17 protein-coding genes and 4 pseudogenes are annotated in these 22,231 nt (G+C 73.1%); 13 read left to right on the forward strand and 8 right to left on the reverse strand.

Translation table 11 applies throughout. The annotated features are described in order from the left end of the window. The first annotated feature begins 239 nt into the window (after window positions 1–239). Window positions 240–1,004 carry a VOC family protein gene (locus AQI88_RS27565; RefSeq protein ID WP_067004255.1) on the forward strand — a complete coding sequence of 255 codons (765 nt, stop codon included), beginning with the start codon at window positions 240–242 and terminating at the stop codon, window positions 1,002–1,004. A gap of 93 nt (window positions 1,005–1,097) precedes the next feature. Then, the gene (locus AQI88_RS27570; RefSeq protein ID WP_067004257.1) at window positions 1,098–2,150 is read left to right on the forward strand and encodes an aldo/keto reductase; all 1,053 of its coding nucleotides are present in this window, start codon (window positions 1,098–1,100) and stop codon (window positions 2,148–2,150) included. A gap of 3 nt (window positions 2,151–2,153) precedes the next feature. Here AQI88_RS27570 and AQI88_RS27575 read toward each other — a convergent pair whose 3' ends face one another. Together AQI88_RS27575 and AQI88_RS27580 are read right to left on the reverse strand one after the other, a co-directional pair. Then, window positions 2,154–2,735, reverse strand: a complete 582-nt coding sequence (locus AQI88_RS27575) for a MarR family winged helix-turn-helix transcriptional regulator (protein WP_067004259.1) — start codon at window positions 2,733–2,735, stop codon at window positions 2,154–2,156. Then, on the reverse strand, window positions 2,732–4,396 hold the full coding sequence (locus AQI88_RS27580; RefSeq protein ID WP_067004261.1) for an FUSC family protein: 1,665 nt from the start codon (window positions 4,394–4,396) through the stop codon (window positions 2,732–2,734). The genes AQI88_RS27575 and AQI88_RS27580 overlap by 4 nt, the downstream gene beginning before the upstream one ends. 166 nt (window positions 4,397–4,562) lie before the next feature. Between AQI88_RS27580 and AQI88_RS27585 the strand changes: the two genes are divergently transcribed. Next, window positions 4,563–5,114, forward strand: a complete 552-nt coding sequence (locus AQI88_RS27585; RefSeq protein ID WP_067004263.1) for a DUF5134 domain-containing protein — start codon at window positions 4,563–4,565, stop codon at window positions 5,112–5,114. Here the strand turns inward: AQI88_RS27585 and AQI88_RS27590 are convergent. Then, a complete protein-coding gene (locus tag AQI88_RS27590; RefSeq protein WP_159050407.1) occupies window positions 5,104–5,733 on the reverse strand; it encodes a hypothetical protein in 630 nt (209 codons plus the stop codon). The genes AQI88_RS27585 and AQI88_RS27590 overlap by 11 nt on opposite strands. 98 nt (window positions 5,734–5,831) lie before the next feature. Between AQI88_RS27590 and AQI88_RS27595 the strand changes: the two genes are divergently transcribed. The 3 genes from AQI88_RS27595 to AQI88_RS27605 all read left to right on the forward strand — a co-directional run bounded on the left by AQI88_RS27595 (window position 5,832) and on the right by AQI88_RS27605 (window position 8,068). Further along, window positions 5,832–6,536, forward strand: coding sequence for a phosphatase PAP2 family protein (locus tag AQI88_RS27595; protein WP_079057843.1), 705 nt, complete (start codon window positions 5,832–5,834; stop codon window positions 6,534–6,536). A 10-nt stretch (window positions 6,537–6,546) separates the two neighbouring features. Next, on the forward strand, window positions 6,547–7,236 hold the full coding sequence (locus tag AQI88_RS27600; RefSeq protein ID WP_067004267.1) for an HAD family hydrolase: 690 nt from the start codon (window positions 6,547–6,549) through the stop codon (window positions 7,234–7,236). A 166-nt stretch (window positions 7,237–7,402) separates the two neighbouring features. Further along, window positions 7,403–8,068, forward strand: a complete 666-nt coding sequence (locus tag AQI88_RS27605; protein WP_067004270.1) for a TetR/AcrR family transcriptional regulator — start codon at window positions 7,403–7,405, stop codon at window positions 8,066–8,068. 33 nt (window positions 8,069–8,101) lie between these two features. Here the strand turns inward: AQI88_RS27605 and AQI88_RS27610 are convergent, their stop codons facing one another. Then, the gene (locus AQI88_RS27610; RefSeq protein WP_067004272.1) at window positions 8,102–8,584 is read right to left on the reverse strand and encodes a DUF6214 family protein; all 483 of its coding nucleotides are present in this window, start codon (window positions 8,582–8,584) and stop codon (window positions 8,102–8,104) included. Between the two features lie 217 nt (window positions 8,585–8,801). On the opposite strand from AQI88_RS27610, the gene AQI88_RS27615 reads away from it, so the two are divergent. Both AQI88_RS27615 and AQI88_RS27620 read left to right on the forward strand, forming a co-directional pair. After that, on the forward strand, window positions 8,802–10,142 hold the full coding sequence (locus tag AQI88_RS27615; protein WP_067004274.1) for an FAD-dependent oxidoreductase: 1,341 nt from the start codon (window positions 8,802–8,804) through the stop codon (window positions 10,140–10,142). Between the two features lie 128 nt (window positions 10,143–10,270). Beyond that, window positions 10,271–11,662, forward strand: a complete 1,392-nt coding sequence (locus AQI88_RS27620) for a nucleobase:cation symporter-2 family protein (RefSeq protein ID WP_067004276.1) — start codon at window positions 10,271–10,273, stop codon at window positions 11,660–11,662. Here AQI88_RS27620 and AQI88_RS27625 read toward each other — a convergent pair. Continuing rightward, complete coding sequence (locus AQI88_RS27625; protein ID WP_067004278.1) at window positions 11,579–11,941, reverse strand: ArsR/SmtB family transcription factor; 363 nt, start codon at window positions 11,939–11,941, stop codon at window positions 11,579–11,581. The genes AQI88_RS27620 and AQI88_RS27625 overlap by 84 nt on opposite strands. Before the next feature lie 130 nt (window positions 11,942–12,071). Here AQI88_RS27625 and AQI88_RS27630 point away from each other — a divergent pair. After that, a pseudogene (locus AQI88_RS27630) lies at window positions 12,072–13,084 on the forward strand (NADH:flavin oxidoreductase/NADH oxidase). A gap of 68 nt (window positions 13,085–13,152) precedes the next feature. On the opposite strand, the pseudogene AQI88_RS27635 reads toward AQI88_RS27630, so the two are convergent. Beyond that, window positions 13,153–14,483, reverse strand: a pseudogene (locus AQI88_RS27635) (SGNH/GDSL hydrolase family protein). A 72-nt stretch (window positions 14,484–14,555) separates the two neighbouring features. Then, a complete protein-coding gene (locus AQI88_RS27640; RefSeq protein WP_208615916.1) occupies window positions 14,556–15,881 on the reverse strand; it encodes an extracellular catalytic domain type 1 short-chain-length polyhydroxyalkanoate depolymerase in 1,326 nt (441 codons plus the stop codon). A gap of 152 nt (window positions 15,882–16,033) precedes the next feature. Here AQI88_RS27640 and AQI88_RS27645 point away from each other — a divergent pair. Beyond that, window positions 16,034–16,972: pseudogene (locus AQI88_RS27645) on the forward strand (pectate lyase family protein); the annotation flags it as partial. A gap of 107 nt (window positions 16,973–17,079) precedes the next feature. Continuing rightward, window positions 17,080–17,331 (forward strand): annotated as a pseudogene (locus tag AQI88_RS27650) (pectate lyase); the annotation flags it as partial. A 72-nt stretch (window positions 17,332–17,403) separates the two neighbouring features. Here the strand turns inward: AQI88_RS27650 and AQI88_RS27655 are convergent. Beyond that, window positions 17,404–18,153, reverse strand: a complete 750-nt coding sequence (locus AQI88_RS27655) for a PaaX family transcriptional regulator C-terminal domain-containing protein (RefSeq protein WP_067004282.1) — start codon at window positions 18,151–18,153, stop codon at window positions 17,404–17,406. Window positions 18,154–18,224: 71 nt separating this feature from the next. Between AQI88_RS27655 and AQI88_RS27660 the strand changes: the two genes are divergently transcribed. Both AQI88_RS27660 and AQI88_RS27665 read left to right on the forward strand, forming a co-directional pair. Then, window positions 18,225–19,886: an acyl-CoA dehydrogenase family protein gene (locus AQI88_RS27660; protein WP_067004284.1), complete on the forward strand. Its 1,662-nt coding sequence runs from the start codon at window positions 18,225–18,227 to the stop codon at window positions 19,884–19,886. A gap of 134 nt (window positions 19,887–20,020) precedes the next feature. Beyond that, complete coding sequence (locus AQI88_RS27665) at window positions 20,021–21,994, forward strand: PBS lyase (RefSeq protein WP_067004286.1); 1,974 nt, start codon at window positions 20,021–20,023, stop codon at window positions 21,992–21,994. The last annotated feature ends 237 nt before the right edge of the window (window positions 21,995–22,231 follow it).

Below are 22,231 nucleotides of genomic sequence, written 5' to 3' on the forward strand. Positions count from 1 at the left end.
CGCAGCCTCGCCTGCCCTGCCGGACTCGGACAAGCGATTTCCGCGCCGGGATGCCGGGAACGCGTGCCGCCGACGACCGGTGACCGGGCGCCCGGGGAGGCCCGACGGATGCGGGGCCGTCGCACCGGCATCGGCCCCGGATGGCCGGGCCGCGCGGCCGGGGCTAGCGTGCGAGGTAAGGACCCCGCCCGCGCACGGATGCCCCTTGCCCCGTGCGGCCGCGCCCGGAAGGAACCGCCATGAAGTTCGACAAGCCGGTGATCGGCGGCCCCTGCTGGACCGAGCTGGGGACCAGCGACCTGGAGGGGGCGAAGCGGTTCTACACCGAGCTGTTCGGCTGGCGGCCGGAGACGGATCCGCGGCAGGAGGCGGGCGGGTACACCGTGGCGCACCTGGGGGACGCGGCGGTCGCCGCGCTCACCCCGCTCTACCAGGAGTCCCAGCCGGTCGCCTGGAACGTGTCGTTCGCGGTGGCGGACGCGGACGAGGCGGTGCGGCGGGTGGAGGAGGCGGGCGGGACGGTGATCCTCGGCCCGATGGACGTCTTCGACGTGGGCCGTTTCGCCGTGGCCCTCGACCCGACGGGCGCGGCGTTCCAGCTGTGGCAGGCGCGGGCCTTCCCCGGCGCCGGGCTGTTCAACGCGCCCGGCACCCTCGGCTGGGTGGAGCTGACGACCCGCGCCCCTGACCGGGCCCGGGACTTCTACACCACGGTCTTCGGCTGGAGCGTCAACGCCTCGCAGTGGTACACGCAGTGGGGCATCGGCGGGGAGGACTTCGGCGGGATGGCCGACATGGGCGACCGCTTCCCGCCCGAGGTGCCGGCGCACTGGCTGCCGTACTTCGCGGTGGACGACGTGGACGGGACGGCCCAGGTCGCCGGGCAGGCGGGCGGCACGGTCGTCATGGCGCCCACGGACGTGCCGGACGGCCCGCGCATCGCGGTGCTGCGGGACCCGCAGGGAGCGGCGTTCGGCGTGCACCAGGCGGGCCAGGAGGGCTGACCGGCCGGCTTGCCTTCGAGCGGACTCCAGCTCCTAGCGTCGTGCACACGGCCCCGGGACCTGCTCTGCACCTGCTCGGAAAGGGAAGCACTCGTGCGTTACACACTCTTCGGACGGACCGGCCTGCGCGTCAGCGAGCTGGCCCTCGGCGCGATGACCATCGGCGACGACTGGGGGTGGGGCGCGGACAAGGAGACCAGCGCCCGGATCGTCGACGCCTATGCCGACGCGGGCGGCAACTTCATCGACACCGCGAACAACTACACGTTCGGCAGCTCGGAGCGGATCCTCGGCGAACTGCTGAGCGGGCGGCGCGACTCCTTCGTCCTGGCGAGCAAGTACACCTGCGGCATGCGCGAGGGGGACCCCAACTCCGCGGGCAGCCACCGCAAGAATCTCGTGCAGTCGCTCGAGGCGAGCCTGGAGCGGCTGCGCACGGACCGGCTCGACGTCCTGTGGGTGCACGCCCGCGACAACTTCACCCCGGTCGAGGAGGTGATGCGGGCCCTGGACGACCTCGTGCGCTCCGGGAAGGTGCTGTACGTCGGGGTCTCGGACTGGCCGGCCTGGGAGATCGCGCAGGCCAACACCCTTGCGGAGCTGCGCGGTTGGACCTGTTTCGCGGGCTCGCAGCTGCGCTACAGCCTGCTGGAGCGCACTCCGGAGCGCGAACTCCTGCCCCAGGCCCGGGCGTTCGACCAGGCCCTGTTCGCCTGGGCGCCGCTGGCGTCGGGCAAGCTCACCGGGAAGTACCGGCGCGGGGAGGCGGGTCGGCTCGCGACGCTCGGGGGCGAGCCGGAGGCGTGGGAGGAGGACGTCATCGACGCCGTGGCCGAGGTCGCGGAGCAAGGCGGCTGGAGTCCGGCACAGGTGGCCCTCGCCTGGCTGCGCGGCCGCCCGGGGAACGTCGTACCGATCGTCGCGGCGACCAAGGAGGCGCAGCTGGCCGACAATCTGGCGAGCACCGGGGTCCGTCTCGATGCCGACGCGGTGGCGCGCCTGGACGAGGTGAGCGCGGTCCCGCTCGGCTTCCCGCACGACTTCCTGCGGGAGCCGCCCATCACCCGCAACGTCTACGGGGACCGCTGGCAGCAGATCGAGGACCGCCGCTCCACCTACCGCCGTACGGTGCACGACGTGCTCTAGCGCTCAGGCGCGCAGGACACCCGTCCGGCCCTCCAGGCGGCTGAGCAGGTCGCCGAGCAGTGCGGCCAGTTCGCCCTGGCCCTCGGGGGCGAGGGCGGACAACACGGTCGTCTCGTAGGCGAGTTGCTCGGGGAGGATGCCGTCGACCAGGTCACGGCCGGCGTCGGTGAGACGGACATGGGCCACGCGCCGGTCCCGGGCGTCACCGCGCCGCTCCACCAGTCCGCGTTCGGTCAGCTGCTTGAGCCGCTTGGTGACGGCGGCCCCGGAGGAGAAGGTCTCCCGGACCAGCTCCCCCGGGGTCAGCTCGTGGCCGGTACGGCGCAGTGCCCCGAGCAGGTCGAACTCGGGGCGGCTGAGCCCGGCCCGGCGCAGCGGAGCGTCCTCGGCCTGCTGGAGGAGGGCGGCGCAGCGGTTGATCCGGCCGATGACCTCCATGGGTCCGGTGTCCAGTTCGGGGTGCACGGCCTGCCACTGCCTGACGACGGTGGAGACGGTGTCCGTGTGCACCGCGTCGCTCCCGTTCCCCGGCCGCCCGTTCGCCGCGTCGCCCCCGGCCTGCGGCCGTCCGTTCGTCGCCGTCATGGCCGTATGTCCTCCGTCGTCCTGCCCGTGTCCTGCTCCAGGGGGGCGAGCCCCTGGCGTCGTACCGTCGCGGCGAGCGTACGATGTCCCGACTGTTCGGCGAGCACGACCCGCTCCTCGGGCAGGGCGCGCTGCCACCATTCGCCCAAGGCGGCGTCGGCCGTGGCGCGCAGGTCGACCAGGGCGGCGCCGAGGGTGCGGCGGGCGGTCTCCAGGGCGCGGGGTGCCGGGTGCGGCTCGGCGAGCAGGCGTGCGGCCTGTTCGCGGGCGCGTTCGACGGCGGTCAGCGCGTGCTCGATGCGGTCGCCCGCACGCCGGTTGGTGACGGCCACGGCCGCGGCGAAGCCGACCAGCGCGCCGACGAGGGTGTCCGCGACCCGCTCGGTGATGAGCCGGCCGGGGTCCTGGGTGCGGGCGAACTCGGTGACGAGCAGGGCCATCGGCGTGACGCACATGCTGCCGAGCCAGTAGTTGCGGCCCATCAGCGCCTCGGCACCGAAGTTGAAGGCGAGGCAGCACAGCACCAGGGCGGCCGGGTGGAGGTGGGCGAGCGGGGCGACGGCGGCGAAGACGAGGACGCCGACGAGGTTGCCGACGACACGCTGAACGCCCCGGCTCCAGGTGAGGGTGACGTTCGCCTGGTAGAGGGAGGCCGCGGTGACCAGGGCCCAGTACGGGCGGCCGACGCCGAGCGCGAGGGAGGCGTAGCCGGCGAGGGCGCAGCCGATCGCGGTGCGGGCGGCGACGGGGGCGAGCGGCGCGAGCCGGTGGCGCAACGGAGGGCGTGGGGAGGCGAGTTCGGTGTCCACGCCGAGCAGTTCACCGGCCGCGTCGCGGGGGGACTCGACCCGTGGGACTCGGCCGGTGCCGCGCAGGTCGCGGGCCCAGGCGCGCAGCCGCTCGGGGTCGGTGTCGGCGGGGGCGGCGACGGCGACCTCGGCGCGCACGAGGAGCCGTTCGAGGGCGCGCCGGGTGCGGTCGGGGCGGGCGCCTGCGGCCGGCAGGGACTGCCGGGCGGCGTGGACGGCGGCGGCGCTCGCGGCGCGGACCCGGGCGTGGCCTTCGCCGGTACCGCGTGTATCGGCGTACGCGGCGGCGGCGTTCAGGGCCTGGGCGGTGGCGCGGCGCTCCGGGCCGTGCGGGCGCAGCAGCCCGGGTGCCATGGCGATCAGCCAGGCCCAGGCGCCCGCCGCCAGGGCCAGTCCGACGTGGCCGGGAACCTGGCCGAGGCTCTGCGGCACGAACAGGCAGGCGGAGCTGATGAAGGTGAGAACCACGTTCCCCGGCGGACCGGTGCGGGTGGCGTCGCACACCGTCTTCTGCACGGCCGCCAGGAGAGCGCCGACGGTGACCAGCACGACGGCGTCGTCGGTGAGCGAGGCGGCGGCCAGAGCGACGGCGAGGCCGCCGGCCATGCCGAGCACGACCCCGGCGAGGGCCCGGGCCCGGGCGGCGTAGGGCCGGTGGTGGCCGTAGAGCGCGCACAGGGATCCGGCCATCGTGTAAACGGCGAGGTCGAGGCGGCCGAGCGCCAGCAGGGTCAGGTTGGGCGGGGCGACCGCGGCCACCGCGCTCAGCGCGGGCTTGAACCAGATGTCGGAGGGCCGCCCGAGGCGGAGCGTGCCGGCGAGGGGAAGACGGTGGAGGGTCGCACTGCTCATACCCATCAATTTAACATGTGTTTTACCAGTAAAAGACCTACCCGGGCCCGCCCCTCACCTGCTGCGCTCCGGCGAATGCTCCCCATGTACACCCTTGCGCTCGCGTGCGCCCCGCATGCCGTGGGCATCGCATCCCTCGACCGACCGTCGAGCTGCGGAGGTGCGCGTGCACGGACCGACGTCGCCGGCCTGGCTGCTGGTCACGCTGTGCGCGGCGACCGGGGCCTACTGCCTGCTGCGGATGCGCAGCACGGTCGAGGAGCAGCGCCGGGCCGCGGGCGGCGAGGCGCTGATGGGGTTCGGCATGGCCGCGATGGCCGTGCCCGCCACGGCGTTCACCCCGCCGGGGTGGGCGTGGCCGCTGTACGCGGCCGTGTTCGGTGCGGCGGCGCTGCGCGCCCTGTGGGCCGCGCGCAGCGGCCCGCACCATCTGCACCATCTGGTGGGAACGGCGGCGATGATCTACATGTCCCTCGCCATGGCGGCCTCCCCCGCCTCCCCTCACCACTCCCACACCGGCGCCGGGGTCCCGCTGGTGACCGGCGCACTCCTGCTCTACTTCACCGGCTACGTCCTGGTCTCCGGGGCCCGTCTGGTGCCCGCTGCCGCCCCCGCGGGCGGGGCGGTGGCGCCGCGCTGGGGCGACCGCCCCGAACTGGCACGGGCGTGCCGGCTGTCGATGGGGATAGGAATGGTCGCAATGCTGCTCACGATGTGAACCGCCGGGCCTTCCTTGCTGCACGCACCGGGCCCCGCTCACCTGCACTGATGAGGCACCGTTGACCGGAGCCGACCTGATCCGCGGGACAAGCCCCGGCACCGCCGCCCACACCCGGGGGCTTCACCACCCAGGCACCGATGACACTCGCGGCACGCAGGCGCTGCGGACGGCGGCCGGACAGCCCGGTACGCCCGGCGGTGCGCTCCACGGCAGCGCCCGCCCGCGCCTTGACCACCGACACCCGCGCCACGCCCACGGACACCGGCACCACGACCGCCGACGCCCGCGCCACACCCACCGACACCCGCACCACGACCGCCGACACCCACACCACGACCGCCGACACCCACGCCACGACCACCGGCACCATGACCGCCGACGCCCACACCACGACCACCGACACCCGCACCATGACCGCCGACGCCCACGCCACGACCACGCACGCCCGCACCACGCCCACCGACACCCACACCACGACCACCGACGTCGGCGCGCGGGCACCAGACCCAGTGACCGGCTCCGCCCGCGCTCGCCCGCCGATGTGCGCGGCGCTCGGTTCGACGGCGGCGCGCGGGCCCTCAGCGTCCTGCTCCGCCTGCCGCCCGCCCCCGCGCACCCGAGTCGGCCGCGAGGCGGCGGGCCCCGGACCGGCGACTGATGACCCTCGCGGCCCGGGCAGTGGCCCCGGCGCCGCCTCTCGGCGAAGATCGCGGCATGTACCGTCAGCCCGCCGGGGCCCCGCCGCGCACGTGGGCGCACCGCGCCGCGGCCCTCACAGCGGCCGTGTTCGCCGTCTGTTCCGCGCTGCTGGTCATGCTCGTCGCGGCCCGGTGGCATCCGCTGGTCGCCCTGGACGACGCCGTCTCCCGCCCCACCCACCGCTGGGCCGTCCGCGAACACGGTCTCACCCACACCTTCCGCATCCTGACGGACTGGGTCTGGGATCCGCTGACCATGCGCCTGGTGTGCGCGGCCGCCGCGGTGTGGCTGGTGTGGCGCCGCGCGGCCTGGTGGACGGCAGTGTGGCTGGCGGTCACCGTCGCCCTGTCCACGATCGTGCAGCAGTCCGCGAAGGCCGCCGTCGACCGGCCCCGCCCAACCTGGCCGGATCCCGTCGACAGTGCGCACTACGCGGCCTTCCCCTCCGGCCACGCCATGACGGCCACGGTCGTCTGCGGGCTCCTGCTGTGGCTGCTGCACCGCTTCGGCGCGGGGCGCGCCCTGTGGCGTACGGCCGTTGCCGTGGCCGCCGTCTCCGTGGCCGGCGTGGGCCTGACCCGGGTGTGGCTGGGCGTCCACTGGCCCTCGGACGTGCTGGGCGGCTGGCTGTTCGGGGCGCTGGTGGTGGCGGTGGCCGTGATGGCGTACGAGTGGCCGCGGGGCGGCAGGGCGCGCCCGCCGGTACGCCGGCCCCGGTAAGGTCCGGCGCATGACTGCCGTGCTCTTCGATTTCTCGGGAACCCTGTTCCGCATCCAGTCCACCGAGTCCTGGCTGCGGGCCGCGCTGAAGGAGACCGGCCTGGCCCTGGCCGAGCCCGAACTCGCCGACACCGCGAAGGCCTTGGAGGCGGCCGGTGCGCTGCCGGGCGGGGCGGACCCGGTCGATCTGCCGGAGGACCTCGCCGGTCTGTGGGCGGTACGGGACGAGAGCGCCGAGCTGCACCGGGCCGCCTACACCGGGCTGTCCCGGCGCGTGCCGCTGCCCGACCCCGCTCTGCACGACGTTCTGTACGACCGTCACAAGTCCCCGGACGCGTGGTCCCCGTACCCGGACGCCGCCGAGGTGCTGCGCACGCTGCGCGAGCGCGGGATCGGCGTCGCCGTGGTCAGCAACATCGGCTGGGACCTGCGCCCGGTCTTCCGCGAGCACGGGCTCGACGCGTACGTGGACGCCTATGTGCTGTCGTACGAACACGGTGTGCAGAAGCCGGACCCGCGGCTCTTCTCGGCCGCCTGCGCGGAACTGGGCGCCGATCCGCGGCAGGTGCTGATGGTCGGTGACAGCAGGGCGGCGGACGGCGGTGCGGCCGCGCTGGGCTGCCGCGTGCACTTCGTGGACCATCTGCCGGTGGCGCAGCGGCCCGACGCGCTGCTGCCGGTCCTGGACCTGGTGGGCTGACCCCGCACTCCGGTCCTGCTCGGGGGCAGGCTTCCCCGCGCCGTCCGTCTGAGACGATCCCCCGCGTCGCCCCAGACGGACGGCAGCTCGGAACGGACCCCGCGCACAGCGGTGCCCTCGGCGTTGAGTATAGTTGGCTGGCAGCCAGTCAACGCAGGAGTCAAGCATGTCCCCGCGCAGCGCCTCGGTCAATGAAGAGTTGCGGCGGCGTTCCCGGGAGCGACTGCTACAGGCCGCGGTCGAGCTGGTCGACGAGCACGGGTTCGAGGCCACCACGTTGTCCGACATAGCGGACCGGGCGGGTTCGGCGCGCGGACTGGTGTCGTACTACTTCCCCGGCAAGCGCCAGTTGGTGCAGTCCGCCGTGCACCGGTTGATGCACCGCACGCTGGAGGAGGCGCTGGAGCGGGAGCCGCACACCGAGGACGGCCGGGAGCGGCTGGCCCGGACCGTCGATGCGATCCTGGGACTCGCCCGCGACCGGCCGGTGCTCATGCGCCAGCACATGGCGGGGCTGCTCCAGGCCGAAGGCTTCGTGCAGTGCCCGGAGCAGCAGCGCCTGTCGGAGCTGCTGAGCGACACGGTCGCCCGGTGCGGCTCCGAGGACGTGGCGGCCGACTATCCCCTGCTGCGCGCCCTGCTGATGGGAGCGGTGTACGCGGCGCTGGTGCCGGGGGTACCGATGCCCGTCCCGGTACTGCGTGCCGAGCTGTTCAAGCGCTACGGGCTCGACTGGGAGCAGGGCACGCCGCCGGGGAGCGACACGGACTCCGAGGCGGGGCGGGAGCAGGATCTGTCCCGGTTCTTCGCGACGGAGGAGCGGGCCGAGTAGCGGGTCCCGAGCCTGCCGTCGCTCAACTCCCCTTCACCGCCTGGCCCGACGAGGTGCCAGGAAACCGGCGTCCCGTGCCTGGGCGATCAGCCCGAGGGAGCGTCGGCGGCTGTGCCCGGTCGCGCACATCACCGCGAGGACCGGATCGGCGCCCTCCTCCTGGGCCGCACGGTATTTCTGGGCGGCCAGCCGGCACCCGTCGATACCCCGTGGCCAGGCGGGGCGGGCGCGCCGCCCTCCCGCGTACTCGACCGGCTCTCCTGCGCAGCCGTCGTACGACCCCTCGGCCGCCATCCCGCACGCCTCGAACAGCGGCTCCTCGATCCAGTCGGCGAGCACGGTCAGGTCGGCGAGGGCCAGGGCGGGCTGCGCCTTGACGTCCTCGATGGACACGCATCGCTCGGTCACCACGGCCATGGCGTCGACGCGCGCCCCGTCGGGGAAGGCCAGCCGGACGTGGAACCAGGACGTGGCGCCCCCGTGCTCCCGCACCTTCCAGGCGGGCCGCACGGACACCGCGCCGTCTTCGGCACGCCGGTCCGAAAGATTAAGAAAGGATGCTTCTAGCACACACGCAACGTAACCTCATGATCACACTCCATACGAGCGGACACGCGCCCGCGTCACCCCGCCGGCCCCTGCCGTCGCGCGTCCGGCGGTGCCATGCTGGAGCCGTCCGCACACTCATCTCCTCCTTCGAGCCCTTCGAGTCCCTCGAGCAAGGAGTACCGCCGTGCTGCGTGTCGCCGTCGTCGGTTCCGGGCCGAGCGGGTGTTACACCGCCCAGACCCTGGTCCAGCTGGATCCCGAGGTGTGTGTGGACGTGCTGGACCGGCTGCCGTGCCCCTACGGCCTGGTGCGCTACGGCGTCGCTCCGGACCACGAGAAGATCAAGTCCCTGCAGGGCAGCCTGCGCACCGTGCTGGAGCACGACCGGGTGCGCTTCCTCGGCGGGGTCCGGGTGGGCGGACCCGGCGGGCTGCCCGTGCAGCGGCTGCGGTCGCTGTACCACGCGGTCGTGTACTGCGTGGGCGCCGCCGCCGACCGCCACCTCGGCATCCCCGGCGAGGAGCTGCCGGGCAGCTGGTCGGCGACCGAGTTCGTGTCCTGGTACAGCGCGCACCCGGACGCGGCCGACGCGGGATTCGTGCGCGGTGTCCGGTCGGCGGTGGTCATCGGTGTGGGCAACGTGGCCGTGGACGTCACGCGGATGCTGGTGCGGGGCGCCGGAGAGCTGCGCCCGACGGACATGCCGCAGGCGGCGCTGGACACGCTGGCGGCGAGCGGGGTCGCCGAGGTCCACATGGTCGGCCGGCGCGGCCCCTCGCAGGCCCGCTTCACCACCAAGGAGCTGCGCGAGCTGGGCGGTCTGCCCGGCACCGAAGTGACGGTGGATCCGGGCGAGTTGGCGCTCGATCCGGAATACGCCGACCCTTCTGCGCTGCCCGCGGTGCAGCGCCGCAACGTGGAGGCGCTGCGCGGCTGGGCGGCCGAACCGCCCCGGCCGGCGGACCGCAGGATACGGCTGCGGTTCTTCCTGCGGCCCGTGGAACTGCTGGCAAAGGGCGGCCGGGTCGGTGCCGTGCGCTTCGAGCGGACGGCACCGGACGGGCGCGGCGGGGTCACGGGGACCGGCCGGTACGAGGACGTGGCGGCCCAGTTGGTGCTGCGCTCGGTGGGTTATCGCGGAGTGCCGCTGGAGGGGCTGCCGTTCGATGCGGCGAGCGGCACCGTGCCGCACCGGGAGGGTCGCGTACTGCGCGACGGCGTCGCCTGCCCGGGCGAGTACGTCGCCGGATGGATCAAGCGCGGTCCGACCGGCGTCATCGGCACCAACCGGCCGGACGCCAAGGAGACGGCGACCTCCCTGCTCGCGGACGCGCCCGCCCTCGTACGCCAGGAAGTTCCGAAGGACCCGCTCGCGGCGCTGCACGCGGCGGGCGTCGAACCGGTGCCGTGGGCGGGCTGGCTGGCGATCGAGCGGGCCGAGGCAGAGCTGGGCGCGCGGCTGGGGCGGAGCGTGGTCAAGCTGGCCGACTGGGACGCACTGCTCGGGGCGGCGCGGTCCACGTAGCAGAGTCGACGGCTCCCAGGTGGGCAGGACACACACCGGCAACAACCCAGAAATCAACAAACTGTTCAAGGCCCTTACGGTCTCGTGCTGTTCGGATGCCACGCCCCACCCGCCGCTCTGGAGTCCTCATGGCCACGTCCGCAGACGTCCACCCCGTCGACGAGATACCACCGGTACGGCAGCTGGCGGCCTTCGGCCTGCAGCATGTGCTCGCGATGTACGCGGGCGCCGTCGCCGTGCCCCTGATCGTGGGCGGTGCGATGAAGCTGTCGCCCGCCGACCTGGCGTATCTGATCACCGCCGACCTGCTGGTGTGCGGCATCGCCACGCTGATCCAGTGCGTCGGGTTCTGGCGGTTCGGCGTACGGCTGCCGATCATGCAGGGCTGTACGTTCGCGGCCGTGTCGCCGATGGTGCTCATCGGGACGACGGGTGGCGGACTGCCCGCGATCTACGGCTCGGTGATCGTCGCGGGGCTCGCGATCGTGCTGCTCGCACCGGTCTTCGGCCGGCTCCTGCGCTTCTTCCCGCCGCTGGTCACCGGCACGGTGATCCTGATCATCGGCGTCTCACTGCTGCCGGTCGCGGGCAACTGGGCCGCGGGCGGCGTCGGCGCGAAGGACTTCGGGGAGCCGAGGAACCTGGCGCTGGCGGGTTTCGTGCTGGCGGTCGTGCTCGGGGTGCAGCGGTTCGCGCCGGTCTTCCTCGGCCGGATCGCCGTGCTGATCGGCATCGCGGTGGGTCTGGCCGTGGCCGTGCCCTTCGGGTTCACCGATTTCAGCGGGGTCGGGGACGCGGACTGGGTGGGGATCAGCACGCCGTTCCACTTCGGGGCTCCGGCGTTCAAGGCGTCCGCGATCGTGTCCATGCTGGTGGTGGCCCTGGTGACGATGACGGAGACGACCGGTGACCTGATCGCGGTCGGCGAGATGACCGGCCGCCGGGTCGAGCCGCGCTCGCTGGCCGACGGGCTGCGCGCGGACGGCCTGTCGACCGTCCTCGGCGGGGTGTTCAACACCTTCCCGTACACGGCGTACGCGCAGAACGTGGGTCTGGTCGGGATGACCCGGGTGCGCAGCCGCTGGGTGGTCGCGGCGGCCGGCGGCCTGCTCGTGCTGCTCGGTCTGCTGCCCAAGCTGGGCGCGGTGGTCGCGGCGGTTCCCGCGCCGGTGCTCGGCGGGGCGGGGCTGGTGATGTTCGGGACGGTCGCGGCGAGCGGGCTGCGCACGCTGGCCCGCGTCGACTTCAAGGGCAACAACAACCTGACGGTGGTGGCCGTTTCGGTGGCGGTCGGCATGCTGCCGGTGGGTGTGCCCACGGTCTACGCGAAGTTCCCGGACTGGTTCCAGACGGTGATGAACAGCGGCATCAGCGCGGGTTGTCTGACCGCGATCGCGTTGAACCTGCTCTTCAACCACCTTCCCGCAAGGGCCGGTTCAGGCGCGGTCACCGAGCCGCAGGTACTGCCGGCCGGCGGCGGCGAGGAGGCTGTCGAGCAGTCCCGGGAAGAGGTCGTCTAGGTCCTCCCTGCGCAGGCCGTTCATCTTGGCCGTGCCCCGGTAGACCTGCCGGACGACCCCGCTCTCGCGCAGCACCCGGAAGTGGTGCGTGGTGGTGGACTTGGTCACCGGCAGGTCGAAGTGGGAACAGGACAACTCCGAGCCGTCAGCGGCCAGTTCGCGCACGATCCTGAGCCGCATCGGATCGGAGAGCGCGTGCAGCACGGCCTCCAGCCGGATCTCCTCCCGATCCGGATGGGGAAGATCGCGCCCGGCTGCGGCACTGGTCACGTCGGTCATGGCGGCTCCCCTTCGTCACGGAACGCTCCGCGCGACACATTATACGAGAGACTTCGTAGTTTGACATCCATCATAGTACGAGGGTTATCGTACGAGCCGAACACCGGTCCCGTGATGATTGAAGTCTGTCGTGAGCGCGCTCTTCGAGCCCATCACCCTGCGCGAAGTGACCATCCCGAACCGGGTGTGGATGTCCCCGATGTGCCAGCCCGGGCGACCGGCGGCACCGGCCTGATCGTCGTCGAGGCCACCGCGGTCTCGCCCGAGGGCCGGATCTCCCCCTACGACCTCGGTCTGTGGAACGACACCCAGGTGGAGACCTTCCGCCGGATCACCCGTTTCCTCACCGCCCAGGGCACGGTGCCGGCGATCCAGCTGGCGCACGGCGGCCGGAAGGCCTCCACCGACCAGCCCTGGAAGGGCGGCGCACCGGTCGGCCCGGATGCGTACGGCTGGCAGCCGCTCGCCCCGAGCCCGGTGCCCTTCGACCAGGACCACCCCGTTCCCGACGAACTGACCATCGATCAGATCCAGGCTCTGGTGGACCAGTTCGCCCAGGCCGCCCGCCGGGCCCTGGCCGCCGGTTTCGAGATCACGGAGATCCACGGCGCCCACGGCTATCTGATCAACGAGTTCCTCTCGCCGCACTCCAACCACCGCACCGACGCCTACGGCGGCTCGTACGAGAACCGCACCCGCTTCGCCCTCGAGGTGGTCGACGCCGTACGGGAGGTGTGGCCCGACGACAAGCCGGTCTTCTTCCGCATCTCGGCGACCGACTGGCTGGAGGAGGGCGGCTGGACCCCGGACGACACGGTCCGCTTCGCCCGCGATCTGCACGCCCACGGCATCGACCTCCTCGACGTCTCCACCGGCGGCAACGTCTCCGGCGCCGACATCCCGACCGGGCCCGGATACCAGGTCCCCTTCGCCGCCCGGGCAAAGGCCGAGACGCCGCTGCCGGTGGGTACCGTGGGCCTGATCACCGAGGCCGGGCACGCGCAGAAGCTCGTGGCGAACGGTGAGGCCGACGCGGTCCTGCTGGGCCGGGAGTTGCTGCGCAACCCCTCGTGGGCCCGGCACGCGGCACGGGAGTCGGGCGCCGAGGTCCGCGTTCCGAACCGGTACTCCAAGTCGGTCTGAGCAGCCGTCCCGAAGGGCTCGCCGGGCCCGGCCCTCCTGACCGGCCCCCGCTGTGCGCGCCCCGCTCATCACCTGCGGAACAGCTCCGTGGGTACCGCCCCGGCCAGCACCCCGTACCCCTTGGGGTTGAGGTGCAGCCAGTCCCCGTCCTGGAGGCCGGGCAGCAGCCGGCTCGGCTGCGCCGGATCCCGTACCGCCCGGTCGAAGTCGATCACCGCGTCGAAGTGGCCGGGAGTGCGGATCCAGGCGTTGACCCGCTGCCGGGACGCCTCCCGCTCCCCCGCCGCATCGTCGTAGAGGGCGCTGCCCCGAACGGCGTCAGGGTCGCACCGTAGACGCGGATGCCCTGGGCGTGGGCGCGGACCACGATCTGCCGGTACCCGGCGATCAGGTCGTCGCCGACCGCGCGCTGGGCCCCGGGGGTGGCGTCGGCGGTGCCGATGTCGTTCACGCCCTCGAAGAGGATCAGCCAGGAGACCCCGCTGCGGGAGAGGACATCGCGGTCGAGGCGGGCCAGCACATTGGGGCCGAGCCCGTCGTTGAGGACACGGTTGCCGCCGGCGGCCTGGTTGAGGACGGCGATGTCCGAGGTGGCGGCGCGGGTCTGGAGACGGTCGAAGAACTGGTCCGGCCAGCGGTCGTTGCCGTTGGTGGTGGAACCGCGGCCGTCGGTGAGCGAGTCGCCCACCACCGCCACCGCCCCGGTGCGGCCGGGCGAGAGCACCTCGACGTCGCTGAGCAGGTACCAGTGGTCGACCGGGGTCGCGCCCGGCAGGTCCTCGTCCCCGGTGTGGTCGCCGTGCAGCAGGTACGAGGTGGTGCGCGAGCCCGGATGCGAGGTGAGGGCGAGCGAGGGCTGGCCCTGTGCGGTGTACGCCGTCACCGTCAGCTCGGATCCGGCGGGCAGGCCGAAGTCGAGGGGGTCGGAGACGACTTGGGCGCCGACCGGGACCGCCGCCGCCCCTCGCCCGCCGAACGTCACCCGCCGCAGGCTGCCCGGCGTGATCGCCCCGGCCCCGGCCTGTCCGCCCCTCGGCAGCGCCACGGTCACGGCGGTCAGCGGCAGCGGGGTGTCGCCGTAAGCGTTGGAGAAGCGCAGCCGGATGCGGTGGCCGCCCGTGGTGATGCGCACGGTCTGCCGCAGCGTGGTGTCGGCCAGCACCGACTTCTCACCGGTGAACGGCGCGGGCGGCAGGTTCGCCGGCTCGGTCAGCTGCGGCATGCCGGTCCATGTGTCGACCCAGTGCCGGCCCGCTTCGGTGGGTGCAGTGGCCCGCGCCGGTGCCGGGTCGGGCCGGTCGAGAAGCGCCCTGAGCGCCGAGGACGCCACGACCAGAGCGAGGACGAGGACACACGTGGTGAACAGGGTGGCGAGCGACGCTCTGCTGGGCGGCTTCACAGGTGCCTTTCTGACGTCGGAGGGGGGCGATGGCGGGTGTGCACCGGAAGGGCTCGGTGCACACCCGTCAGGTCAACTGACTGTGCAGGCCGTCCCGTTGAGCGTGTACGCGGCGGGTGCCGCACTGTTGCCGGTATGGGTGGCCTGGTAGCCGAAGGAGACGCTCGCGTGCGGCGCGATCGTGCCGTTGTACGAGACATTGGTCGCCGTCACCCCACCGGAGGCCGGGCTGTACGTGGCGCTCCAGCTGCCGGTGATGGTCTGGCCGGCGGGCAGGGTGAAGCCGAGTTTCCAGCCGCTCACCGTCGTCGTACCGGTGTTGGTGACCGTGACGGAGGCGGTCAGGCCGGTGTTCCAGGCGTTGGTGGTGACGGTCACCGTGCAGCCGCCCGCCGGCGGCTGGGGTGCGCTGCCGCCGCTGCCCAGGCCGAAGAAGGTGAGGGCGCGGGAGGCCATGCCGTAGGAGTACAGGTTGTGCCCGACGCCCTGGAGGCTGATGGCTTCGACGGGGGCGCGGTCACCGGTGCCGCCGTAGCGGGTACGGGTCCAGCCCGCCGCGGGCGTGTCGGTGGCGGCCGGGGTCCGGCCGGTGCCGAGCACGTCCGTCCACTGCTTGATCTCCTCCCCGAAGTTGGGGTAGCGCAGCGTGTCGTCGGCGGTGCCGTGCCACAGCTGCATGCGCGGCCGCGGGCCGGTGTATCCGGGATAGGCTGCGCGCACCAGATCGCCCCAAGCCTCGGGGGTGTGCGTGAGGGTGCCGCCGGAGCAGGCGCTGTTCCACTCGGAGCCGTCGGTGGTGGCGAAGCAGCCGAAGGGCACGCCGGAGAAGGCAGCGCCCGCGGCGAACACGTCCGGGTAGTCGCCGAGCAGGACGTTCGTCATCATCGCGCCGGAGGAGATGCCGGTGACGAAGATCCGGCCGGTGTCGGCCGCGTAGGTGCGGGTCACCCAGTCGACCATGGACTTGATGCCGACCGGGTCGCTGCCGCCGCCGCGCCGCAGCGCCTGCGGCGAGGAGACGTCGAAGCACTTGCTGGCGCGGGTCACCGACGGGTACACGACGACGAACCCGTACCGGTCGGCCAGCGAGGCCCATTCGGTGCCGGAGTACATCGCCGGTCCCGAGCCCGTGCAGTAGTGCACGGCCACGACGACCGCCGGATGCGCGGTGACGCTGTTCGGGACGTACACGTACATCTGCAGGTTGCTGGGGTTGTCACCAAAGCCGGTGACCTCGGTGAGGGTGGCCGTGGGGACGGCCTCGGTGCGGGCCGAGGCCGGGGGTGCGGCGAGGGTCAGCGCCGCGAGCAGCGGCAGCAGCGCGCCGAGGAGCGCTGCCAACGCCGGACGCAGCGGTGTTCTCGAATGGTTGGGGATGGCGCCGACTGTGGGGGGCACGTCCTTCGTCCCTTCTGATCGCGGCTCGTGCGGCGTCGTGCGGGGAGAACAACCGGCATCGTGGCATGGACATGCACGCCATGGAAGCGCTCCCACACCACTTCCCCGCCGACCGGTGAGTCGTTGCGTTCGCATGGGGGTGCGTCCCTTCCAGTGGTGCGGCGGCCGCCGCCGTCGCCCTCGCGGCCACGGCCGTGCTCGCGCTGCCCCAGGCGGCCGGGGCGGCCGACACCTCACCCGTCGGGTTCGGCGCCGGGACGACCGGCGGCGGCAGCGCCACGGCGGTGACCGTCTCCACCCTGGACGCCTTCAAGGCGGCCGTCGCCGGCAGCACGGCGAAGGTGGTCGAGGTCAACGGCCTGATCTCACTGAGCGGTCAGGTCGACATCGGCTCCAACACCACGGTGCTGGGCGCCGGTTCGTCCTCCGGTCTCACCGGCGGCGGACTGCGCCTGAAGAAGGTCACCAACGTCGTCCTGCGCAACCTGAACATCAGCAAGACCGTCAAGACCGACGCGATCACCGTGCAGGCCTCCACGAAGGTGTGGATCGACCACAACTCCCTGCCCTCGGACCGCGATCACGGCGAGGACTACTACGACGGCCTGGTCGACATCACCCATGCGTCCGACTACGTCACCGTCTCCTGGAACACCTTCAAGGACCACTACAAGGGCTCGCTCGCCGGCCACAGCGACAGCAACGCGAGAGAGGACACCGGGCATCTGCGGGTGACGTACCACCACAACTGGTTCGACAACGTCAACTCCCGCATCCCGAGCCTGCGTTTCGGCACCGGGCACTTCTACGACAACTACGCCGTCGGCGCCGAGACGGCCGTGCATGCGCGCATGGGCGCCCAGATGCTGGTGGAGAACGACGTCTTCCGCGACACCCAGGTCGCGGTCACCACCAGCCGGGACAGCGACCGGGACGGCTACGCCAACCTGCGCGGCAACGACCTCGGCGGAGCCGCGACCGAGATCTCGCAGGCCGGCACCTTCACGAGCCCGCCCTACAGCTACACCGCCGAGCCCGCGTCCGGCGTCGTCGCCTCGGTGACGGCCGGGGCCGGCACCGGAAAGATCTGACCCCCCACTCGGAAGAAGGCATTCGGGACATGACTTCACGAGCACCCTCACGCGCCCTGCCGGGCGGCCTGACCGCCCTCGGAGTCACTGTTGGCATCCTCGTCGTCCAACGTGTGCGCACGATCAACCTCAACTCCATCGAGGCGACCTACAAGGGCACCGCGATCGTCGGCATCAACACCAACTACGGCGGCAGCGTGACACTGCGGAATATCACCATCGTGGGCGACAGCGGCAAGAAGATCGTCCCCTGCCAGAAGTACACCGGCAACAACACCGGCAAGGAACCGACCAAGAACGGCTCGGGGCCCGACGGGACGTACTGCAAGTACGCGTCCTCGGACATCACCTACAAGTGAGCACCACGGGCCGTCGTCCGCTGCGGACGACGGCCCACCGACACGGCGAGGCGTCGCCCGGGGCCGCCGAGGTCATTCCAGGCGTCCCATGGAGGCGGTCAGCTCCCGCCGGTATCCGGCGTAGGCCGTCCGCAGGGTCTCCCCCGGCCAGTCCGCGGGCAGCAGTTCGGGGGGCAGCACGGGGTCGGTGAGCAAGTGGCGCACGACCGCGGCGAAGGCGGTGAGGCGGTCGGCCGGGTGGCGGGCATCGGCCGCCCGGGTGAGGAGGCTGCGCGCGGTGGCCGCCCAGGTGTCCAGCGGCCACAAGCGCGCGACCAGGTCCTGCGGGGAACCGTCGGGGCGCGCGGTGTACGAGAGGGCCACGCGCGCGAGGTCGCCGGGCAGGGAGCGGCCGAGGCTGGCCGGGCGCAGCCACACGCCCTCGCGGAGTTCGGCCAGGCGCAGGGCGGTCAGCCGGGCGCGCAGCTCGGCGCGTTCGGCGGCGCCGCGGCCCGTCGCGGTGATCACCACCATCTCCCAGTCGCCGCGCCACGCGCGCGTGCGCGGATGCAGTGCGTCGTCCTGGCGACGCTGGCGGGCCAGCAGCCGGTCGCTGAGCCGGTACACCGCGTCCGTGCGCCTGAGGTCACCAGCGGCCACCATCCGGCTCAGCGCGGCCCGGAGCGTGGAACCGCCGACACCGAACGGCTCCACCAGCCGGACCAGGTCCTTCACCGGCAGCTCGGGCGGATGCACGCCCAGCAGCAGGCTCAGTACGACCGACCGCGCGGACAGGGGACGCAGCCCTACTCCGCCCGGCTCGGCCGACACGTTCATGCGCATGGCCCCGTACTGTACGTGCCACTCGTTGTTGCATCATTGCTACAGCCGCAGGAAGAGTGCAACATGGCCGTATGGTCTCGATTCCCGCGCAGTCGCCGTCGCAGTCCGCCACCCACGACGTCACCAACCAGGCCCCGCCCCTGGCCCCCTACGACGCCTCCGAAGACCGTGCCCTGCTGGAGGGGCTGGGCCGGGAGGGTGCCGGCTGGGCCGAGGACGACATCCGGCGGCTGGGCCTCCACGCCGGCAGCGAGGAGGCCCAGGAGTGGGGCGAGCAGGCGAACCGGCACGAGCCGGAGCTGCGCACCCACGACCGCTACGGCCACCGGATCGACGAGGTCGCCTTCCATCCCAGCTGGCACCACCTGATGCGGACGGCGGTCGCCGAGGGCCTGGCCGGCACACCGTGGGCGGACGACCGGCCTGGCGCCCATGTGGCCCGCACCGCCGGCGGGCTGGTGTGGGGGCACACCGAGGCCGGGCACGGCTGCCCGACGTCGATGACGTACGCCGCGGTGCCCGCGCTGCGCGCCGAGCCGGATCTCGCCAAGGTCTACGAGCCGCTGCTCACCAGCCGCGTCTACGACCCCGAGTTGCGAGTGCCCACCGAGAAGCCCGGCCTGCTCGCGGGGATGGGCATGACCGAGAAGCAGGGCGGCTCCGACGTCCGGACGAACACCACCACGGCCACGCCCACCGGCGAGCCCGGTGTGTACACGCTGCGCGGGCACAAGTGGTTCACATCGGCGCCCATGTGCGACGTCTTCCTGGTGCTGGCGCAGGCGCCGGGGGGCCTGACCTGCTTCCTCGTGCCTCGGATCCTGCCGGACGGCAGCCGCAACACCTTCCGCATCCAGCGGCTGAAGGACAAGCTCGGCAACCGGTCCAACGCCTCCTCCGAGCCGGAGTTCGACCGGACGGTGGCCTGGCGGGTCGGGCCCGAGGGGCGCGGGGTCAAGACGATCATCGAGATGGTCAACTGCACCCGCCTGGACTGCGTGATGTCCTCGGCGACCCTGATGCGCAAGACGCTCGTCGAGGCGGGCCACCACGCGCGCCACCGCAGCGCGTTCGGCGCCCGGCTGTTCGACCAGCCGCTGATGCGCAACGTCCTGGCCGACCTGGCGCTGGAGTCGGAGGCGGCGACGACGCTCACCCTGCGGCTGGCCGGGGCGGCGGACCGGGCGGTGCGCGGGGACGCCGGGGAGAGGGCCTTCAGGCGGATCGCCACCGCCGTCGGCAAGTACTGGATCACCAAGCGGGGCCCGGCGTTCACCGCGGAGGCCTTGGAATGCCTGGGCGGCAACGGGTACGTCGAGGACTCCGGCATGCCCCGCCATTACCGGGAGGCTCCCCTGCTGTCCATCTGGGAGGGCTCAGGGAACGTCAACGCGCTCGACGTGTTGCGCGCCCTCGGCCGGGAGCCGGACACCGCCGAGGCCCTGTTCGCCGAACTCGCCCTCGCGCGCGGGGCGGACGCCCGCCTGGACGCGGCGGTGGCCTCGCTCAGGCAGCAGTTGGCCGAAACCGACCAGGTGGGCGCCCGCCGGCTGGTCGAGCGGATGGCCCTCGCCCTGCAGGCCTCCCTGCTGGTCCGGCACGCCCCGCACCCGGTCGCGGACGCCTTCTGCGCGAGCCGGCTGGGCGGCGACTGGGGTCACGCGTTCGGCACACTGGCCGCCGGGACGGATCTCGACGCCATCCTGGAACGCGCCCTGCCCGGCCGGATCTGACGCCCTCCCCCAGCCGTCGCCTCCGTGGCCGGTGACAGCCGACAAATCGCACACAGTCAGCGCACGGCTGCGCTTCGTTGTCAGTGCCGTGGTGCACACTCGCGATCAGGTGGCACCGGCCTGGGGAGGACAACGTGTTCACGGGGATCGACGAGGTCGACTGGGCCTCGCTGCGGCACGCGTACGGCAGCGCGGAGGACGTGCCCGGATGGCTGCGGTCACTGGCCTCCGCGGACGCCGCCGAGCGGCAGACCGCGCTCGACGGCCTGTACGGCGCGGTGCACCACGAGGGGAACGTGTACGACTCGACGCTGGCCTGCGTTCCCTTCCTCGGCTCGCTCGCGGCCCGCGAGACGGTGCCGGACCGGGTCGGCATCATGGAACTGCTGGTCAGCATCGGGGCGGAGAGCGGCGACGCACGCGCGCGTGAGGCGGTGCGCGCACACTCCGAGGTGTTCGTGTCCCTCCTCGCGGATCCGGACGCGCGGGTGCGCCGGGCGGCCGCCGGGGCGGTCGTACGGTTCCTCGACGGCTCGGCTCGCGTCCTGGACCTGCTGCAGCAGCGGATTCCGGCCGAGCGGGACGACCGGGTCCTGCTCGCGCTCACGCAGGCCCTCGGCCTCCTCGCACGTCTCCACCCGGCTCACACCGCCGCTCTGGACGTCCTGGCCGCCCAGAGCGCCCCGCCCCACGGCCCCGGGCTGCGGCTGGCCGCGCTCGGCCAGCTCGCCCTGGCCGCCCCCGACCGGCTCCCCGCCGACCTGGTACCGACCGCCATCCGGCTGCTGCGGGACAGGTCCGCGCACCGCAGCCGCGTCCCGGAGCACGGCGAGAGCGACACCCTCGTGCGGCGCATCCGGCGACTGCGCCCCTCGGACGAGGAGGGCGCCCAGCTGCTGCGCACGCTGCACACCGCGCTCGGCGACCGGGCCGGCGACCGGATCGCGCTGCTCACCGGGCAGTTGACCAGTCCGGACCCGCTGGACCGGTGCAACGCGGTGTGGATGGCGGCGGTGCTGTTTCGCGGGTGGCGCACCGACTGCGCCGGTCCCGTGTCCTTGTTAGGCGCCCAACTGGGCACCGATCACGAGCGGTTGAGGGACGCCGCGGCCTCGGTCCTGGCGGAGCTGTTCGACCTGGCCGCGCCCGCCGCGGACGACCTCCATGCCCTGGTGACCGCGCGGCCCGACCTGTGGACCCATCGCTGGGAACGCGGCTCGCCCACCCTGGGCGGCCCGCTCAAGGCCCTGGCCAGGAGCGGCGATCCGCGAGCGGTCTCGGTCCTGGCCCAGGTCCTGGCGGGCACAGTCGTACCCGTCGGCCTGGGGTACGAGATCGCACACCTGGGCCCGGCGGCGGCTCCCCTCGCCCCCGCGCTACGGCATCGGCTGGGCCGGGTTCCGCTGGACTCCCCCGCCGCCGACACCCTGGCCGGCCCGCTCCTGTCCGCGCTCAGGGTCATCGGTGCCCGGGATGCGGCACCGGAGGTCCTGCGCCTGCTGTCCGGTGCCCCGAACGGCCTCGGGGCACGCAATGGAGTCGCCGGACGGGTCATCGGGACACTGGACGCCCTCGGGGCCGCCACGCAGGCGGCGCCGGTTCTCCGGGCACTGCTGCCCACCCGGCACGCGGCGGCAGCGGCGGGCGCGCTGTGGTCGGCGGACGGTGACTCCTCGGCCGTACTGCCCGTCCTGCTGCGGGAGTTGACGCAGGGCGAGCCGGAGAGCCGCTGTCTGGCCGCCCGTCAGCTGGGCAGGCTGGGCCCGGCCGCCCGTGCGGTGCTGCCGGAGCTGCGCCGTGCGGCCTGTACGGGGCCGGTACGGCAGCGGACGTCGGCCGCGTGCGCGCTGTGGCACATCGGCCGGGACCCGGAACCCGTGCTTCCGGTCTTCCGGGCCGCCTGGTCGGACAGCCCCCGCACGCGCGGCCCGATCGCCCGGTGTCTCGCCGCCATGGGCCCGGCAGCGGCACCCCTGCGGGACCTGGTGACGGCGGAACTGGCCGCGCCCCGGCGCCATACGACCCGCGAGGGCGGCTGCGGCAGCCATGACATCACTCGGGACGAGGCGTTGCTCAAATCCTGCAGAGACGTACTGGCCCGGCTGTAGGCCTACGCCGGGCAAGGCTCAGCCGGTCATCCGCCCCGTGGCGGCCCCAGTCGGCCCACTCCGCACCCCAGCAGCCGCGCCCCCACCCCACACAGCCCACGGCCCACGAGGGCAGGTACGGCAGCCACGACACCACACGGGACGAAGCGCTGCTCAAATCCTGCAGAGACGTACTGGCCCGGCTGTAGGCCCACGCCGGGATGAGTTCAGTCAGCCATCCACCCCGTGGCGGCCCCA

The sequence above is a fragment of the Streptomyces cellostaticus genome, from assembly GCF_001513965.1.
Lineage (GTDB): Bacteria > Actinomycetota > Actinomycetes > Streptomycetales > Streptomycetaceae > Streptomyces > Streptomyces cellostaticus.

Bases quoted from the DNA above. Each gene is read 5' to 3' on its own strand.
- AQI88_RS27565 (WP_067004255.1), top strand. From the start codon at position 240: ATGAAGTTCGACAAGCCGGTGATCGGCGGCCCCTGCTGGACCGAGCTG.
- AQI88_RS27600 (WP_067004267.1), top strand. From the start codon at position 6,547: ATGACTGCCGTGCTCTTCGATTTCTCGGGAACCCTGTTCCGCATCCAG.
- AQI88_RS27660 (WP_067004284.1), top strand. From the start codon at position 18,225: ATGGTCTCGATTCCCGCGCAGTCGCCGTCGCAGTCCGCCACCCACGAC.
- AQI88_RS27655 (WP_067004282.1), bottom strand. From the start codon at position 18,153: ATGCGCATGAACGTGTCGGCCGAGCCGGGCGGAGTAGGGCTGCGTCCC.
- AQI88_RS27580 (WP_067004261.1), bottom strand. From the start codon at position 4,396: ATGAGCAGTGCGACCCTCCACCGTCTTCCCCTCGCCGGCACGCTCCGC.
- AQI88_RS27595 (WP_079057843.1), top strand. From the start codon at position 5,832: ATGTACCGTCAGCCCGCCGGGGCCCCGCCGCGCACGTGGGCGCACCGC.
- AQI88_RS27620 (WP_067004276.1), top strand. From the start codon at position 10,271: ATGGCCACGTCCGCAGACGTCCACCCCGTCGACGAGATACCACCGGTA.
- AQI88_RS27575 (WP_067004259.1), bottom strand. From the start codon at position 2,735: ATGACGGCGACGAACGGACGGCCGCAGGCCGGGGGCGACGCGGCGAAC.
- AQI88_RS27625 (WP_067004278.1), bottom strand. From the start codon at position 11,941: ATGACCGACGTGACCAGTGCCGCAGCCGGGCGCGATCTTCCCCATCCG.
- AQI88_RS27605 (WP_067004270.1), top strand. From the start codon at position 7,403: ATGTCCCCGCGCAGCGCCTCGGTCAATGAAGAGTTGCGGCGGCGTTCC.